15 protein-coding genes are annotated in these 13,826 nt (G+C 72.9%); 8 read left to right on the top strand and 7 right to left on the bottom strand.

The window, feature by feature from the left end; all coding sequences use genetic code 11:
- The first annotated feature begins 2 nt into the window (after positions 1–2).
- Positions 3–734, top strand: coding sequence for a DUF3159 domain-containing protein (locus ACIGAN_RS02890; protein ID WP_365092089.1), 732 nt, complete (start codon positions 3–5; stop codon positions 732–734).
- Between the two features lie 98 nt (positions 735–832).
- Here the strand turns inward: ACIGAN_RS02890 and ACIGAN_RS02885 are convergent, their stop codons facing one another.
- Both ACIGAN_RS02885 and ACIGAN_RS02880 read right to left on the bottom strand, forming a co-directional pair.
- Positions 833–1,510: a potassium channel family protein gene (locus ACIGAN_RS02885; protein WP_365743412.1), complete on the bottom strand. Its 678-nt coding sequence runs from the start codon at positions 1,508–1,510 to the stop codon at positions 833–835.
- Positions 1,510–2,181 (bottom strand): potassium channel family protein, encoded by a 672-nt coding sequence (locus ACIGAN_RS02880; protein WP_365092084.1) that lies wholly within the window; start codon positions 2,179–2,181, stop codon positions 1,510–1,512. The genes ACIGAN_RS02885 and ACIGAN_RS02880 overlap by 1 nt, the downstream gene beginning before the upstream one ends.
- 260 nt (positions 2,182–2,441) lie before the next feature.
- On the opposite strand from ACIGAN_RS02880, the gene ACIGAN_RS02875 reads away from it, so the two are divergent.
- The 4 genes from ACIGAN_RS02875 (at position 2,442) to ACIGAN_RS02860 (ending at position 8,001) form a co-directional block, all read left to right on the top strand.
- Positions 2,442–3,356, top strand: a complete 915-nt coding sequence (locus tag ACIGAN_RS02875) for an adenosine kinase (RefSeq protein WP_399854553.1) — start codon at positions 2,442–2,444, stop codon at positions 3,354–3,356.
- A 265-nt stretch (positions 3,357–3,621) separates the two neighbouring features.
- On the top strand, positions 3,622–5,673 hold the full coding sequence (locus ACIGAN_RS02870) for an APC family permease (protein WP_399854552.1): 2,052 nt from the start codon (positions 3,622–3,624) through the stop codon (positions 5,671–5,673).
- Between the two features lie 110 nt (positions 5,674–5,783).
- Positions 5,784–7,112 (top strand): class I SAM-dependent RNA methyltransferase, encoded by a 1,329-nt coding sequence (locus ACIGAN_RS02865; protein ID WP_365743406.1) that lies wholly within the window; start codon positions 5,784–5,786, stop codon positions 7,110–7,112.
- 190 nt (positions 7,113–7,302) lie between these two features.
- A complete protein-coding gene (locus ACIGAN_RS02860) occupies positions 7,303–8,001 on the top strand; it encodes a GNAT family N-acetyltransferase (RefSeq protein WP_399854551.1) in 699 nt (232 codons plus the stop codon).
- Positions 8,002–8,022: 21 nt separating this feature from the next.
- On the opposite strand, the gene ACIGAN_RS02855 is transcribed toward ACIGAN_RS02860, so the two are convergent.
- Both ACIGAN_RS02855 and ACIGAN_RS02850 read right to left on the bottom strand, forming a co-directional pair.
- On the bottom strand, positions 8,023–8,214 hold the full coding sequence (locus tag ACIGAN_RS02855; protein WP_399854630.1) for a DsbA family protein: 192 nt from the start codon (positions 8,212–8,214) through the stop codon (positions 8,023–8,025).
- A gap of 112 nt (positions 8,215–8,326) precedes the next feature.
- Positions 8,327–8,632 (bottom strand): hypothetical protein, encoded by a 306-nt coding sequence (locus ACIGAN_RS02850; protein ID WP_399854550.1) that lies wholly within the window; start codon positions 8,630–8,632, stop codon positions 8,327–8,329.
- Between the two features lie 574 nt (positions 8,633–9,206).
- On the opposite strand from ACIGAN_RS02850, the gene ACIGAN_RS02845 reads away from it, so the two are divergent.
- From ACIGAN_RS02845 to ACIGAN_RS02835, 3 genes are all read left to right on the top strand, one after another.
- A complete protein-coding gene (locus ACIGAN_RS02845) occupies positions 9,207–10,265 on the top strand; it encodes an N-acetylmuramoyl-L-alanine amidase (protein WP_399854549.1) in 1,059 nt (352 codons plus the stop codon).
- Positions 10,266–10,352: 87 nt separating this feature from the next.
- Positions 10,353–10,583, top strand: coding sequence for a DUF2945 domain-containing protein (locus ACIGAN_RS02840; RefSeq protein WP_399854548.1), 231 nt, complete (start codon positions 10,353–10,355; stop codon positions 10,581–10,583).
- 6 nt (positions 10,584–10,589) lie between these two features.
- On the top strand, positions 10,590–10,925 hold the full coding sequence (locus ACIGAN_RS02835; protein WP_399854547.1) for a DUF3140 domain-containing protein: 336 nt from the start codon (positions 10,590–10,592) through the stop codon (positions 10,923–10,925).
- Here the strand turns inward: ACIGAN_RS02835 and ACIGAN_RS02830 are convergent.
- The 3 genes from ACIGAN_RS02830 to ACIGAN_RS02820 are packed head-to-tail and all read right to left on the bottom strand — an operon-like array spanning position 10,915 to position 13,506.
- Positions 10,915–11,094 (bottom strand): hypothetical protein, encoded by a 180-nt coding sequence (locus ACIGAN_RS02830; protein WP_399854546.1) that lies wholly within the window; start codon positions 11,092–11,094, stop codon positions 10,915–10,917. The two genes, ACIGAN_RS02835 and ACIGAN_RS02830, sit on opposite strands and share 11 nt — an antisense overlap.
- A 31-nt stretch (positions 11,095–11,125) precedes the next feature.
- Positions 11,126–12,148 (bottom strand): hemolysin family protein, encoded by a 1,023-nt coding sequence (locus tag ACIGAN_RS02825; protein WP_399854545.1) that lies wholly within the window; start codon positions 12,146–12,148, stop codon positions 11,126–11,128.
- Positions 12,145–13,506, bottom strand: a complete 1,362-nt coding sequence (locus ACIGAN_RS02820; protein ID WP_399854544.1) for a hemolysin family protein — start codon at positions 13,504–13,506, stop codon at positions 12,145–12,147. Before ACIGAN_RS02820 ends, ACIGAN_RS02825 begins: the two co-directional genes overlap by 4 nt.
- Between the last annotated feature and the right edge of the window lie 320 nt (positions 13,507–13,826).

Raw genomic sequence — 13,826 nt, 5'->3', positions numbered from 1 at the left:
CGGTGACGTCGCTCGACAAGCCGACCGAAGAGAATTCTGCGGACGACGCCCGGGCGGTGACCGAGGCCGCCCTGTTCGAGGCGTTCGGCGGCGTGCGGGGCATGGTCGAGACGGTGGTGCCCGGCCTGCTCTTCGTCACCATCTACACGATCAACAAGGACCTGCACCTGTCGGCGATCGCGGCGCTGGCCGTGTCGCTGGTGCTGGTCGCGGTCCGGCTGGTGATGAAGGACACCGTCAAGCACGCCTTCAGCGGTGTCTTCGGCGTGGCCTTCGGTGTCGTCTTCGCGATGATGACCGGCAACGCCAAGGACTTCTACCTGCCCGGCATGCTCTACACGCTGGGCCTCGGACTCGCGTACGTGATCACGGCCGTGTGCGGGGTGCCGCTGATCGGGCTGATCCTCGGGCCGGTCTTCAAGGAGAACCTCTCCTGGCGCACCCGGAACCCGGGACGCAAGAAGGCCTACACGAAGGCCAGTTACGCCTGGGGCGCGATCCTGCTCGCCAAGTGCGCGATCCTCTTCCCGCTGTACTGGTGGGCCGACACGACGCAGCTGGGCTGGGTGCTGGTCGCCCTGAAGATCCCGCCCTTCCTGCTCGCCGTGTGGCTGACCTGGGTCTTCCTGGCCAAGGCGCCCGCGCCGATCGACGTGTTCGCGGAGATGGAGGCCGAGGAGAAGGCCGCCGAGGAGAGGGAACGGCAGGCCGCGGCCCGCTCCGCCGAGCAGTGATCCCGCGGAACTGAGTGACGGGCAGTGATCCCGCGGAACTGAGCGAAGGGGCGTCCCGCCCGGTGCGGGACGCCCCTTCCGTGTGCCTGCCCGGCCCGTCAGCCCGCCGCGCTGTCCCGGCGCACCGACAGCAGGTCCTCCAGCTGCTCCTCGCGGGCCTGCGCGGCCACGAAGAGGAGTTCGTCGCCGGCCTCCAGGGAGTCCTCCCGGGAGGGGGTCAGCACGCGCGTGCCGCGGATGATCGTGACCAGGGACGTGTCCTCGGGCCATTCGACGTCGCCCACCTGGGTGCCGGCCAGGGCCGACTCCTCCGGCAGGGTCAGCTCCACGAGGTTGGCGTCGCCGTGGCTGAAGCGGAGCAGGCGGACCAGGTCGCCCACGCTCACCGCCTCCTCGACCAGGGCCGACATCAGCCGCGGCGTGGAGACGGCGACGTCCACGCCCCAGGACTCGTTGAACAGCCACTCGTTCTTGGGGTTGTTCACCCGGGCGACGACGCGCGGGACGCCGTACTCCGTCTTGGCCAGCAGCGAGACGACCAGGTTGACCTTGTCGTCGCCGGTCGCGGCGATCACGACGTTGCAGCGCTGGAGCGCCGCCTCGTCCAGGGAGGTGATCTCGCAGGCGTCGGCCAGCAGCCACTCGGCCTGCGGGACGCGCTCGACCGAGATGGCGGTCGGCGCCTTGTCGATCAGCAGGACCTCGTGGCCGTTCTCCAGCAGTTCGCCCGCGATCGAGCGGCCGACCGCGCCGGCTCCGGCAATGGCGACCCTCATCAGTGACCGCCCTCCTCTTCGGGACCCTTGGCGAACACAGCCTCGACCTTGTCGACCTCGTCGGTGCGCATCATCACGTGCACCAGGTCGCCCTCCTGCAGCACGGTCTGCGAGGTGGGCAGGACCGCCTCGCCGAGCCGGGTCAGGAACGCCACGCGCACGCCGGTCTCCTCCTGGATCCGGCTGATCTTGTGGCCGACCCAGGCGGTGGAGGTGTGCACCTCGGCGAGCTGGACACCGCCGGTCGGGTCGCGCCACAGCGGCTCGGCGCCGGAGGGCAGCAGCCGACGCAGCATCTGGTCGGCCGTCCAGCGGACGGTCGCCACGGTGGGGATGCCCAGCCGCTGGTAGACCTCGGCGCGGCGGGGGTCGTAGATGCGGGCGGCGACGTTCTCGATGCCGAACATCTCACGGGCCACCCGGGCGGCGATGATGTTGGAGTTGTCACCGCTGGAGACGGCGGCGAAGGCGCCGGCCTCCTCGATGCCCGCCTCGCGCAGGGTGTCCTGGTCGAAGCCGACGCCCGTGACGCGGCGGCCGCCGAACCCCGAGCCCAGCCGGCGGAAGGCGGTGGGGTCCTGGTCGATCACGGCGACCGTGTGCCCCTGTTGCTCGAGGTTCTGGGCCAGTGCGGAACCCACCCTTCCGCAGCCCATGATGACAATATGCATCGCGTCACACCGCGCTTCCTGCAGGCCCTCTGGCCTTCATGAATGTCGTGCTCATGTCTCTCTTTCGGCTCGCCAGGCAACACGTCGCGGCCTGAGTGCGGGCCGCCAGGCAACATCATGCCGGTGGAATCACGCCATGATGCCCTCCGGGGGCGGTGCCGCGTCCGGCTGCCCGACTCCAACGTATCGGCAAAGCCCGGGGCGTTGCCGAGGGCCCTGCCGGGGCCCCGGCGCGATCCCGGGCGGGGGAGGAATCCGTCATGACCACCGAGATCGACGTCCTGGTGCTGGGCGGCGCGGGCGTGGACACGATCGTGCACGTGCCCGAACTGCCCGTGCCTTACGCGGACAGCCACATGATCCGGCCGGGGATCGTGACGCGCGCGGGCCAGAGCGGCGACTTCGTCGCCCTGGCGGTGAGCGCGCTGGGACTGCGCACCCACCACCTCGACCTGCTCGGCGACGACCCCGAGGGCGAACTCGTCCGGGCGCTCCACCGCGACCGGGGCGTCCCGCTCACCGCCGTCCCGCAGCCGCTCGGCACCAAACGCGCGGTCAACCTCGTCGGCCCCGACGGCCGGCGGCTGTCCCTGTACGACGCCACGCGCTCGGCGGACACGGACCGGCTGCCCGAGGACACGGTGCGGGAACTGGCGGCCGTGAGCCGGCACGCCCACGTCGTCATCACCCAGCCGTGCGTCCACGCGCTGCCGGTGCTGCGCGCGGCGGGCGTCACGATCTCCACCGACCTGCACGACTGGGACGGGGTGAACCCGTACCACGAGCCGTTCGCCCACCAGGCCGACCTGGTCTTCCTCTCCAGCGCGGCCCTCGCCGACCCGGAGGCGACCATGCGGCACATCGCCGGACGGGGCCGCGCCCGGGCCGTCGTGGCCACCGCCGGGGCCGACGGCGCGTACCTGCTGGCCGACGGCGAGCTGACCCGCGTCCCCGCCGCCACGCCCCCGGCGCCGGTCGTCGACTCCAACGGCGCGGGCGACGCCTTCGCGGCCGCGTTCCTGCACGCCTGGCTCGCCGGCGAGCCGCCCCACCGCTGCGCCCTGCACGGCGCGGTGGCCGGCGCCTACGCCTGCACGGTTCCCTCGACCCGCACGGACAGCATCGGACGCGAGGAACTGGCGGCCGGGGTCGCCCGGCTGCTCACCGGCGGCTGATGCTGCGCACGCTCGCCAGGGTGAGGATTCCGAGGGCGACGAGTGTGACTGCGGCGCCGATCAGTTCCGCGGACGCGTGCATGGGGCCTCCTGGGGCGGTGACGGGCCAGGTCGGGGGCGGGCTAAGTCATATAGGCATGGAAGTGGTGTGACCTGCGGAATCCGCAGCCGCACGAGCCGGTGAATTCACTCGGAGAGCAGAGGGAGAGCCGATGGGGGGTGGCGGGTGGGCGGCCCCGCGTTCGAACGCTTACGATCCTCTGTTGTGTCCAAACTGACCGACGTGCCCAAACGGATCCTGATCGGGCGCGCACTGCGCAGTGACCGGCTCGGGGAAACGCTCCTGCCGAAGCGCATCGCACTCCCCGTCTTCGCCTCCGACCCGCTGTCCTCCGTGGCGTACGCGCCCGGCGAGGTGCTGCTCGTCCTGTCGATCGCGGGTGTGACGGCGTACCACTTCAGTCCGTGGATCGCCGTCGCGGTCGTCGTCCTGATGTTCACCGTCGTGGCCTCCTACCGGCAGAACGTGCACGCCTACCCCAGCGGCGGCGGCGACTACGAGGTGGCCAACACCAACCTCGGCCCCAAGGCGGGGCTGACCGTCGCCAGCGCGCTGCTCGTCGACTACGTCCTCACCGTCGCCGTCTCGATCTCCTCCGGCATCGAGAACCTCGGCTCCGCGATCCCCTTCGTCGTCGAGCACAAGGTCGCCTGCGCCCTCGGCGTGATCGTGCTGCTGACGCTGATGAACCTGCGCGGCGTGCGCGAGTCGGGCACCCTCTTCGCGATCCCCACGTACGTCTTCGTCGCCGGCGTCTTCACCATGCTCGCGTGGGGCGCCTTCCGCGGGCTCGTCCTGGACGACAGCATGCGGGCGCCGACCGCGGACTACGTCATCAAGCCCGAGCACCAGGGCCTGGCCGGCTTCGCCCTGGTCTTCCTGCTGCTGCGCGCCTTCTCCTCCGGCTGCGCCGCCCTCACCGGCGTCGAGGCGATCTCCAACGGCGTCCCCGCCTTCCGCAAGCCCAAGTCGAAGAACGCCGCCACCACCCTCGCCATGATGGGCCTGCTGGCCGTCACCATGTTCTGCGGCATCATCGCGCTGGCCGCCGCGACCGACGTGCGCATGGCCGAGAACCCGGCCAAGGACCTCATCCACAACGGCGTCCCGCTCGGCCCGGACTACGTCCAGAACCCCGTGATCTCCCAGGTCGCCGAGGCCGTCTTCGGCAAGGGCAGCCTCCTGTTCATCGTCCTGGCCGCGGCCACCGCCCTGGTGCTGTTCCTCGCCGCCAACACCGCCTACAACGGCTTCCCGCTGCTCGGCTCGATCCTCGCCCAGGACCGCTACCTGCCGCGCCAGCTGCACACCCGCGGCGACCGCCTGGCCTTCTCCAACGGCATCGTGCTGCTGGCCGGCGCCGCCGGACTGCTGGTCGGGATCTACGGCGCCGACTCCACGCGCCTGATCCAGCTGTACATCGTCGGCGTCTTCGTGTCCTTCACGCTCAGCCAGACCGGCATGGTCCGGCACTGGAACCGCCACCTGGCCACCGAGAAGGACCAGGCCAAGCGCCGCCACATGATCCGCTCGCGCGCCATCAACGCCTTCGGCGCGTTCTTCACCGGCCTGGTGCTGGTGGTCGTCCTCGTCACCAAGTTCACCCACGGCGCCTGGGTCGCCCTGCTCGGCATGGTGATCTTCTACGCGACGATGACCGCCATCCGTAAGCACTACGACCGGGTCGCCGCCGAGATCGCCGCCCCCGACGGCCCGAGCGACGACAGCGTCCGGCCCTCCCGCGTCCACTCCGTCGTGCTGATCTCCAAGATCCACCGCCCGACGCTGCGCGCCCTGGCCTACGCCAAGCTGATGCGCTCGGACACCCTGGAGGCCCTCAGCGTCAACGTCGACCCGGCCGAGACCAAGGCGCTGCAGGAGGAGTGGAACCGGCGCGGCATCGACGTACCGCTGAAGGTCCTCGACTCGCCCTACCGCGAGATCACCCGGCCGGTCATCGAGTACGTCAAGAGCCTGCGCAAGGAGTCCCCGCGCGACGCGGTCTCCGTGATCATCCCCGAGTACGTCGTCGGCCACTGGTACGAGCACCTGCTGCACAACCAGAGCGCCCTGCGGCTGAAGGGCCGGCTGCTCTTCACCCCGGGGATCATGGTGACCTCCGTGCCGTACCAGCTGCAGTCCTCCGAGGCGGCCAAGCGGCGGGCCCGCAGGCAGCAGGAGTGGAACGCGCCCGGGTCGGTCCGCCGGGGCCCCGCCCAGGTGCGGCCGAAGGAGACCACCGAGCACAAGCCGTGAGCCGACGGCTCGTGTGAATCGGCCGGGCCGCAGCCACGTAGACTGGTGGGCTGTTGTCCGGCCGTCCCCGTACGGCACTTGCCCCTCACGCGTTATGGAGTCACCCCGCCATGCAGGCAGAACCGAGGAAGTCGCTGGTGGGGGAGGAGTACGAGGTCGAGGTCGGCCCCGTCGCCCACGGCGGCCACTGCATCGCCCGCACGTCCGAGGGCCAGGTGCTGTTCGTCCGGCACGCCCTGCCCGGTGAGCGGGTCGTGGCCCGGGTCACCGAGGGCGAGGAGGGGGCGCGGTTCCTGCGCGCCGACGCGGTGCGTGTGCTCGACGCCTCCAAGGACCGGATCGACGAGCCCTGCCCGTACGCCGGCCCGGGCCGCTGCGGCGGCTGCGACTGGCAGCACGCCAAGCCCGGGGCGCAGCGGCGCCTCAAGGCCGACGTGATCGCCGAGCAGCTCCAGCGGCTGGCCGGGCTCACCCCGGAGGAGGCCGGCTGGGACGGCACGGTGGTGCCCGCCGAGGGCGACAAGGTGCCCGCGGGCCAGGTGCCGTCCTGGCGCACGCGCGTCCAGTACGCCGTCACGGCCGACGGCCGGGCCGGTCTGCGCCGGCACCGCTCGCACGAGGTCGAGCCGATCGACCACTGCATGATCGCCGCGGAGGGCGTCAGCGAGCTGGGCATCGAGAAGCGCGACTGGACCGGCATGGACTCCGTCGAGGCGATCGCGGCGACGGGCTCGCAGGACCGGCAGGTGATCCTCACGCCGAAGCCGGGCGCGCGCCTGCCGCTGGTCGAGCTGGACCGCCCGGTGTCCGTCCTGCGCGTCGACGAGCGCTCCGGCGGTGTGCACCGCGTCCACGGCCGCCCGTTCGTGCGCGAGCGCGCGGACGGGCGCACCCACCGGGTCGCCAACGGCGGCTTCTGGCAGGTCCACCCGATGGCGGCGGACACGCTGGTGACGGCGGTCATGCAGGGCCTGCTGCCGCGCAAGGGCGACATGGCGCTCGACCTCTACTGCGGCGTCGGCCTCTTCGCCGGCGCCCTCGCCGACCGGGTCGGCGACCAGGGCGCGGTGCTCGGCATCGAGTCGGGCAAGCGCGCGGTGGAGGACGCCCGCCACAACCTCGCCGACTTCGACCGCGTGCGGATCGAGCAGGGCAAGGTCGAGAGCGTGCTGCCGCGCACGGGCATCACGGAGGTCGACCTCATCGTCCTGGACCCGCCCCGCGCCGGGGCCGGGCGCAGGACGGTGGAGCACCTGTCCTCGCTGAGCGCACGGCGGATCGCCTACGTGGCCTGCGATCCGGCGGCGCTGGCCCGGGATCTCGGGTACTTCCGGGAGGGCGGATACCGGGTGCGGACGCTGCGGGCGTTCGATCTGTTCCCGATGACGCATCACGTGGAGTGCGTGGCGATCCTGGAGCCTGCGGCCAAGGGCTCCTGAATCCGCTGCAGCCCGGTCGGCCCGCGGGTCGGGGACTGACGATCCGCCTCCGGCTCGTGCCGCTGTGACCTTCGTTCGACGTGCTGATCGCGGCCGGGGCCACCTGGTTCCCGGTTCGCCGCCCCGGCCTGACACGATCCCGGTGGCGCATCGTTCGGGGTGCGTGGTGAACAAGTGGAGGTGCAGCAGCATGACGGACCGCGGTGTTCCGGCCCTCGACGATCCGGTGGGACAGTCCCTCGGCGGCCGGCACGCGCAGCTCGCCCGCCGGTTCGGCCGGGCCGTGAGTTACGTGCCGGACGTGGCGTCGTTCTGCGCCGTGCCGGCCGACCCGGACGCGGCGGACTGGGACGACCTGGCGAAGCTGATCGGGCCGGGCGAACTCGCCGACCTGTTCAGCGCACCGGCCACACCGCCGCCGGACTGGGAGCCCGTCTTCCACATGGAAGGCCGGCAGCTGGTGTGGTCCGGCGACACCCCGCCCGAGCCGGACGAGTCGGGGGCCGCCGTCGTCGAACTGGGCGCGCCCGACGTGCCCGAGATGCTCGACCTCGTCGCGCGCACCCGGCCGGGGCCGTTCCGGCAGCGCACCCACGAACTCGGCACCTACCTCGGCATCCGGGAGCACGGCAGGCTGGTGGCGATGACCGGGGAGCGGCTGCGGCCCCCGGGCTGGACGGAGATCAGTGCCGTCTGCACCGCCCCCGAGGCACGCGGACGCGGCCACGCCGCACGGCTGATCACCGCGGTCGCCGCGCGCGTCACGGCCCGCGGCGAGCGCCCCTTCCTGCACGTGGCCGAGGCGAACACCGGTGCGCTCGCGCTGTACGAGCGTCTCGGTTTCACCACGCGCAAGCGGGTGACCTTCCGGGGCTTCCGCGTCCCCTGACACGGCCCGGCCGGGTGGGCGTCAGCCGTCCAGCCGGTCCTCGATGAGTGCCTTGAACTCCCGGTAGGACCCCGGACCGCGGATCATCTCCCCGTCGACGAGGAACGTGGGAGTGCCCCGGACGCCCAGGCCCAGGCCGTCGCGCTGGTCGCCGAGACCGCGTTCGGCCACCTCGGGGTCGGCCAGGGCGGCGTCGAACGTGGCCATGTCCAGGCCCAGTTCCTCCGCGTAGCCGCGGAAGACGTCCTGCTTCCACTCCTGGGACTCGCCCCACTCGCGCGAAGAGCAGCACTCCCCGTACGGCGGCGGACAGCGGTCTGCTCCGTCACAGCAGCCGCTCGGTGAGGCCGAGTAGCCGGGCCGCGACGACGGCGGTGATCAGGTGCCCGGCGAGTAGCACACCCGCCGGGGGCGTGGCGTGCCCGGCGCCCAGGGCCGTGTTCGGCAGGGCGTACGCCGCGTGCGCGGCGGCCTGCGCGGTCGACAGGGCGCCGAGCACCTGCGCGTCCGTCAGCCGACGGCGCGTCAGGAACTGGCAGTCGGGCACCGCGACGGCGGCGATCGCCGCGACGACGGTCCACCGCGGCGCGTGGCACCGGTCCAGCACGTGACAGGCCGACGGCAGCAGCACGCACAGGGCCGCGAGGAACCCGGCGCGCAGCCCGCGCAGTGCCCCCGGTCGCCGGGGAGGCGCATCCGGTCGGCCACGGCGGTCGCACCGGTCGGGCTTTCGTGAGGGGGGCAGGCGGTGGGGCGCGGAGCGGGCCGGGCAGGGCGGGCACGGGCCGCGGGTGTCCCGTCCGGGGACGAGACCGGGGCCGGAACCGGTGGCAGCGCACCGGCCGCGGAGTTCCCGGCGGCGCCCCGGCCCCTCGGGGCGGCAGCGTCGTAATCGCGCCGAATTCGCGAGGGGGGCGCACGGCGGGTGAGCGACGGCGTGAGCGGCGGGAGAATGGTGAGGCCCGGTGAGTCCACGCGGCTCCGTGCGGCGGAGCGCTCCGCCCTGCCCGGCCACCCCCACCACCTCGCAAGCCCGCTCGCACGACGCGCCCCCTCGCACACCCCCCACCGAGACCAGCTCCGCCGTCCGATCCGCTCAAGACGGCAAGACGGCAGGACGGCAAGACGGCAAGACGGCAGGACGGCAGGACGGCAAGACGCACCGCCCCGGGACCAGCCCGCGCGCCGAAACGGAGGAACGACCCATGGCCACACCGCTCACCGCCGCCCGGCTCGTCGCCGCGTTGCGCGCCGAGGGCTGCGTCGTGCGCGAGGTGTCCGGCTGGCGCACCAACAACCGCAATCACGTCGGCCCTTGGGGACCCGTGCACGGCGTGATGGTCCATCACACCGTCACCGGACCGGGCACGGACGTCGTCGGTCTCATCTACCACGGGCACAGTGCCCTGCCCGGCCCGCTCGCCACCGGCTGCATCACCAAGGACGGGGTCGTCCACCTGACCGGCAACGGCCGGGCCAACCACGCCGGCGGCGGCGACGGTGACGTCCTGAACGCCGTCATCGGCGAGTCGTACGGCACGTATCCGCCCCCGACGCACGAGCACGACGGCTCGGGCGGCGCGGTCGACGGCAATGCCCGTTTCTACGGCTGGGAATGCGAGAACCGGGGCGACGGCAGGGACCCGTGGCCCCCGGCGCAGTACCTGGCCATGGTCAAGGCCACGGCCGCGGTCTGCCGCGCCCACGGCTGGGGCCACAAGAGCGCGATAGGCCACCTGGAATGGAGCGACTGGAAGGTCGACCCGCGCGGGTTCGACATGGCCGACTTCCGCCGTGACGTCGCCGACGCCCTGGCCCTCCCGGCGGGCGTGTGGGAAGGAGAGGACATGCCCCAGTACGTCAACCTCGGTATCGCCGGGCCGTACCAACTCGCGCCAGGCGCCTGGGACTCGGTCGAGTTCGCCGAGGAGTGGACCGACGAGACCGGCGACCACGCCACCGGCGGCAGCGTCTTCGCGCGCGGCCCGGCCCGGTTCAGCGGGACCTTCAGCGTGCACATCGACGGTCTGCCGGCGGGCGCGGTGGTGCAGGCGCGGATGTCGGAGTACCAGGGCGAGGAACTGCGCGCCGACCATCCCATCCACGAGGTCGCGGGGACCGGCGGCGGCACCTTCGTGGTGCTGCCCGTCACCAAGCGCCTGCCGTCGGGCCGCGGCATGCGGGTGCGGCTGCTGAACCAGGCCGCCGTCCCGGTCACCGTCGTGAGCGCCGTGCTGACCGTGCTGGTGTGGAAGGAGCCCTGAGCCCACCCGACGCCCGCCGGGCTGCGCCGGGGCCGGGAAGCCCGCACGCTGGAGGGACAGCACACTTCTGCGCGAGGGAGCACCGGCATGGCGAAGCGCCGCGGCGAGGGCGGGAAGCCGAAGAAGGGCGACAAGGTCACCTGGAGCAGCCACGGCAGCCGCACCGAGGGCACCGTGGAGCGGGAGATCACCGAGCGGACCGAGGCGTCCGGCCGCACGGTCGACGCCTCACCGGAGGAGCCGCAGTACGAGGTGCGCAGCGACAAGTCCGACCGGACCGCGGTGCACAAGCCGTCCGCGCTCAAGAAGAAGAAGTGAGGCGGCGTGGACCGCGAGGAGCGCGAGCAGACCTGGAACGACTTCCGTGAGCTGGTCAACATGACGCCGGCCGAACTGGAGAAGTGGCTGGAGTCGGACGATTCCCGCAGCGCCGGCCAGCACCAGGACGGCGGCGAGTCCACCGGACACGCCTCCGGCCGCCGGATCGTGACGATCCTGCGCGCCAGCAAGGACGACCTCACGGACGACGACTACCGGCACATGCGCAAGGTCGTCGGCTACGTCCGCCGCCACCTCGCCCAGCGGCCCTCCGGGGACGTCCGGGACACGCGGTGGCGGCACTCCCTGATGAACTGGGGGCACGACCCGCTCAGCGGGTGACCGCCGCGTCCAGCTCGATCCAGCGCCGGGCGTCGCCGGTGCCGCGCACGCGGCAGTGCCGGGGGTCGGCGGTGCCGCGCACGCGGGTGGTCGGGCCGGCGGCGGCGTCGAGCAGGTCGAGCAGGTGCGGGCCGAGCGGACCCGGGCGGTCCGCCGCCGCTCGGCGCACGGTGTGCAGATGTGCGGGAGGTTCGTGTCCGTCAGGCCGCCGCGGCCGGCTGCATCAGCCGGGCCAGCAGGTCGTCCAGCGTGATCAGGCCGGACAGCCGGCCGGCGTCGTCACGCACCACGGCCAGGGACGACCGGCGGCGCCGCAGCACCTCGATCGCGTCGGCGACCGTCGTGGCCTCCGTCAGCTCCGGCACGGGCCGGGCCAAATCCCGCGCGGTCGTCGCACGGCCGCGGGCCCGGGCGACCAGGGCGTCCCGGGCGTGCACGGACCCGAGGACGACGCCGTCCTCCCGGACGAGCAGCCGGGTGCGGTCGTGCGCCGCGGCCGCCCGCAGCAGGGCGTCGATGTCCGCGCCGCCCTCGACCCAGGTGATGTCGGCGGCCGGGATCCGCAGCGCGGCCACCGGCGTCTCCGGCTCGGTCAGCGAACGCGTCAGCAGCTCCGAGTCGGTCGCGCTGATCAGGCCCAGCCGCTCGGACTCCTCCACCAGATGCGCCAGCTGCTCCCGGTTGTGCACCGAGGCCAGCTCGTCGCGCGGCGCCACCCGGCACAGCCGGACCAGGCCGTTGCTCCAGCGGTTGAGCAGCCGGATCAGCGGGCCCACGGCCCGCACGACGGCCCGGAAGGGCGGGGAGAGCAGCATCGCCGACCGCTCGGGGTGGGCGATCGCCCAGGACTTGGGGGCCATCTCGCCGACCACCATGTGCAGGAACACCACCACGACCATCGCCACGGCGAAGGCGACGCCGTAGCTCACGGCGCTGGGCAGGCCCAGCGCGTGCAGCAGCGGGTCGAGTTCGTGGGAGATGGCCGGCTTGGACACCGAGCCCAGGCCGAGCGTGCACACCGTGATGCCCAGCTGGGCACCGGCCAGCATCAGCGACAGCTCGCGCATGCCGGCCAGGGCCGCCCCGGCCCCGCGCCGCCCCTCGGCCGCCGCCTTCTCCATGCGGTGCCGTCTGGCGGCGACCAGCGCGAACTCGGCCGCGACGAAGAAGCCGCTGCCGATCAGCAGCAGCACGGTCACGAAGACCGCCATGGGGAAACTCATGCCCTCTCCTCGGCTTCCTCGGTGGCCCCGGCGTCCCCGGCGTCCCCGAGCACGCTGACGCGGACGCGGTCGGCCACGTGCCGGTCCAGCGTGCGCACGTCGATCACGGCGCGGCCGCCCTCGGGCAGCTCGACCGTGACCCGGTCGCCGACCGTCGGGAAGCGGCCGAGCCGGTCCACGACCAGGCCGGCCACGGTGTCGTAGTCGTCGTCCTCCGGCAGCCGGACACCGGTCGCCTCGGCCACCTCGTCCAGCCGGCGGCCGGCGTCGACCAGCCAGCCGTCGCCCACCGCGACGGCGAGGAGCGTGACCCGGTCGGACTCGTCGGCGATGTCACCGACCAGCTCCTCGGCGATGTCCTCGTACGTGACCAGGCCGGCCACGCCGCCGTGCTCGTCCAGGACGACCGCGAACTCGTCGTCCTGCTCGCGCATCCGCGCCACCGCGTCGGGCAGCGCGAGGGTGTCCGGCAGCAGCAGCGGCCGCCGGGCCACCTCGCCCGCCCGCGCGCCGGCGAGCCGGGCCGCGGGCAGCGCCATCAGCTCGCGCACGCCCAGCACGCCCGCGATGTCGTCCGGGTGGTCGCCGAGCACCGGGTAGTTGGAGTGGCCGTGCCGGGCGATCAGGCCGACCGCCTCGTCGGCGCCGGCGTCCTTGCGGACGAACACGGCGTCGGCGCGCGGCACCATCACCTCGTCGAGGGTGCGCTCGGAGAACTCCAGCGCGTGGTCGAGCAGCGCGGCGGTGTCCTTGGGCAGCTCGCCCTGCTCGTGCGACTCGCCGATCAGATGGCCCAGCTCCTCCAGCGTGGCGCCGTGGTGCAGTTCCTCGACCGGTTCGATGCCCACCTTGCGCAGCAGTCTGTTCGCCGCGCCGTCGAAGACGCGGACGACGGGGCCGACGCACCTCAGATACGCCAGCGTCGACGGGGCCAGCGCCTTCGCCAGCCGCTCGGGCACCGCGATGGCGAGGTTCTTCGGGGCCAGCTCGCCCAGCACCATCTGCACCACCGTGGCCAGCACGAAGGCGAGCACCACGGAGACGCCGCTCACGGCGGCGCCGGGCAGGCCGAAGCCGGACAGGGCGGGCCTGAGCAGGGCGGACACCGACGGCTCGGCGATGAAGCCGACGACAAGGCCGGTGACGGTGATGCCGAGCTGCGCGCCCGACAGCATGAACGACAGCCGCTCCAGCACCTTCAGGGCACGGGCGGCCCGGCGGTCCCCGGCCTCGGCCTCACGCGCGAGGGTGAGCCGGTCGGCGGAGACGTAGGCGAACTCCTGGGCGACGAAATAGCCGGTGCCGGCGGTCAGCAGGAACACGGCGAACAGGCCCAGCAGGGCCTCGGCGACACTCATCGAACACCACCCCGCCGTGTGCCGCGCTCAGTGATGCCGTGGCGGGATGGTCCGGGACTGTGCCCCGGGGGGTCCGTCGGTCTGGCGGACAAGGACGCGCTCCTCATGTGTGGTCGGTATCCGGAACAACGCGCACCGGCGCGCCGGTGTTCCCGAATTCTACGACCGTGTAGATGTACGTGGCTCGGGCCGGTTCCGGCTGCCGTGCGGGTCCTGCCCGGGGCTGCCTCGCGGGCGTCGGGCGGGCCTCGGACGGCAGGGAATCACCGTTGTGTGGTGCATTGACGTCGCGGAGCGTGTCGCAGTTGGGCCGAACGGGT

It is taken from the genome of Streptomyces sp. NPDC085931 (assembly GCF_044540565.1).
Classification (GTDB): domain Bacteria; phylum Actinomycetota; class Actinomycetes; order Streptomycetales; family Streptomycetaceae; genus Streptomyces.
The sequence above is the reverse complement of the archived record's forward strand: the minus strand, read 5'-3'. Positions and strand labels throughout refer to the sequence as shown.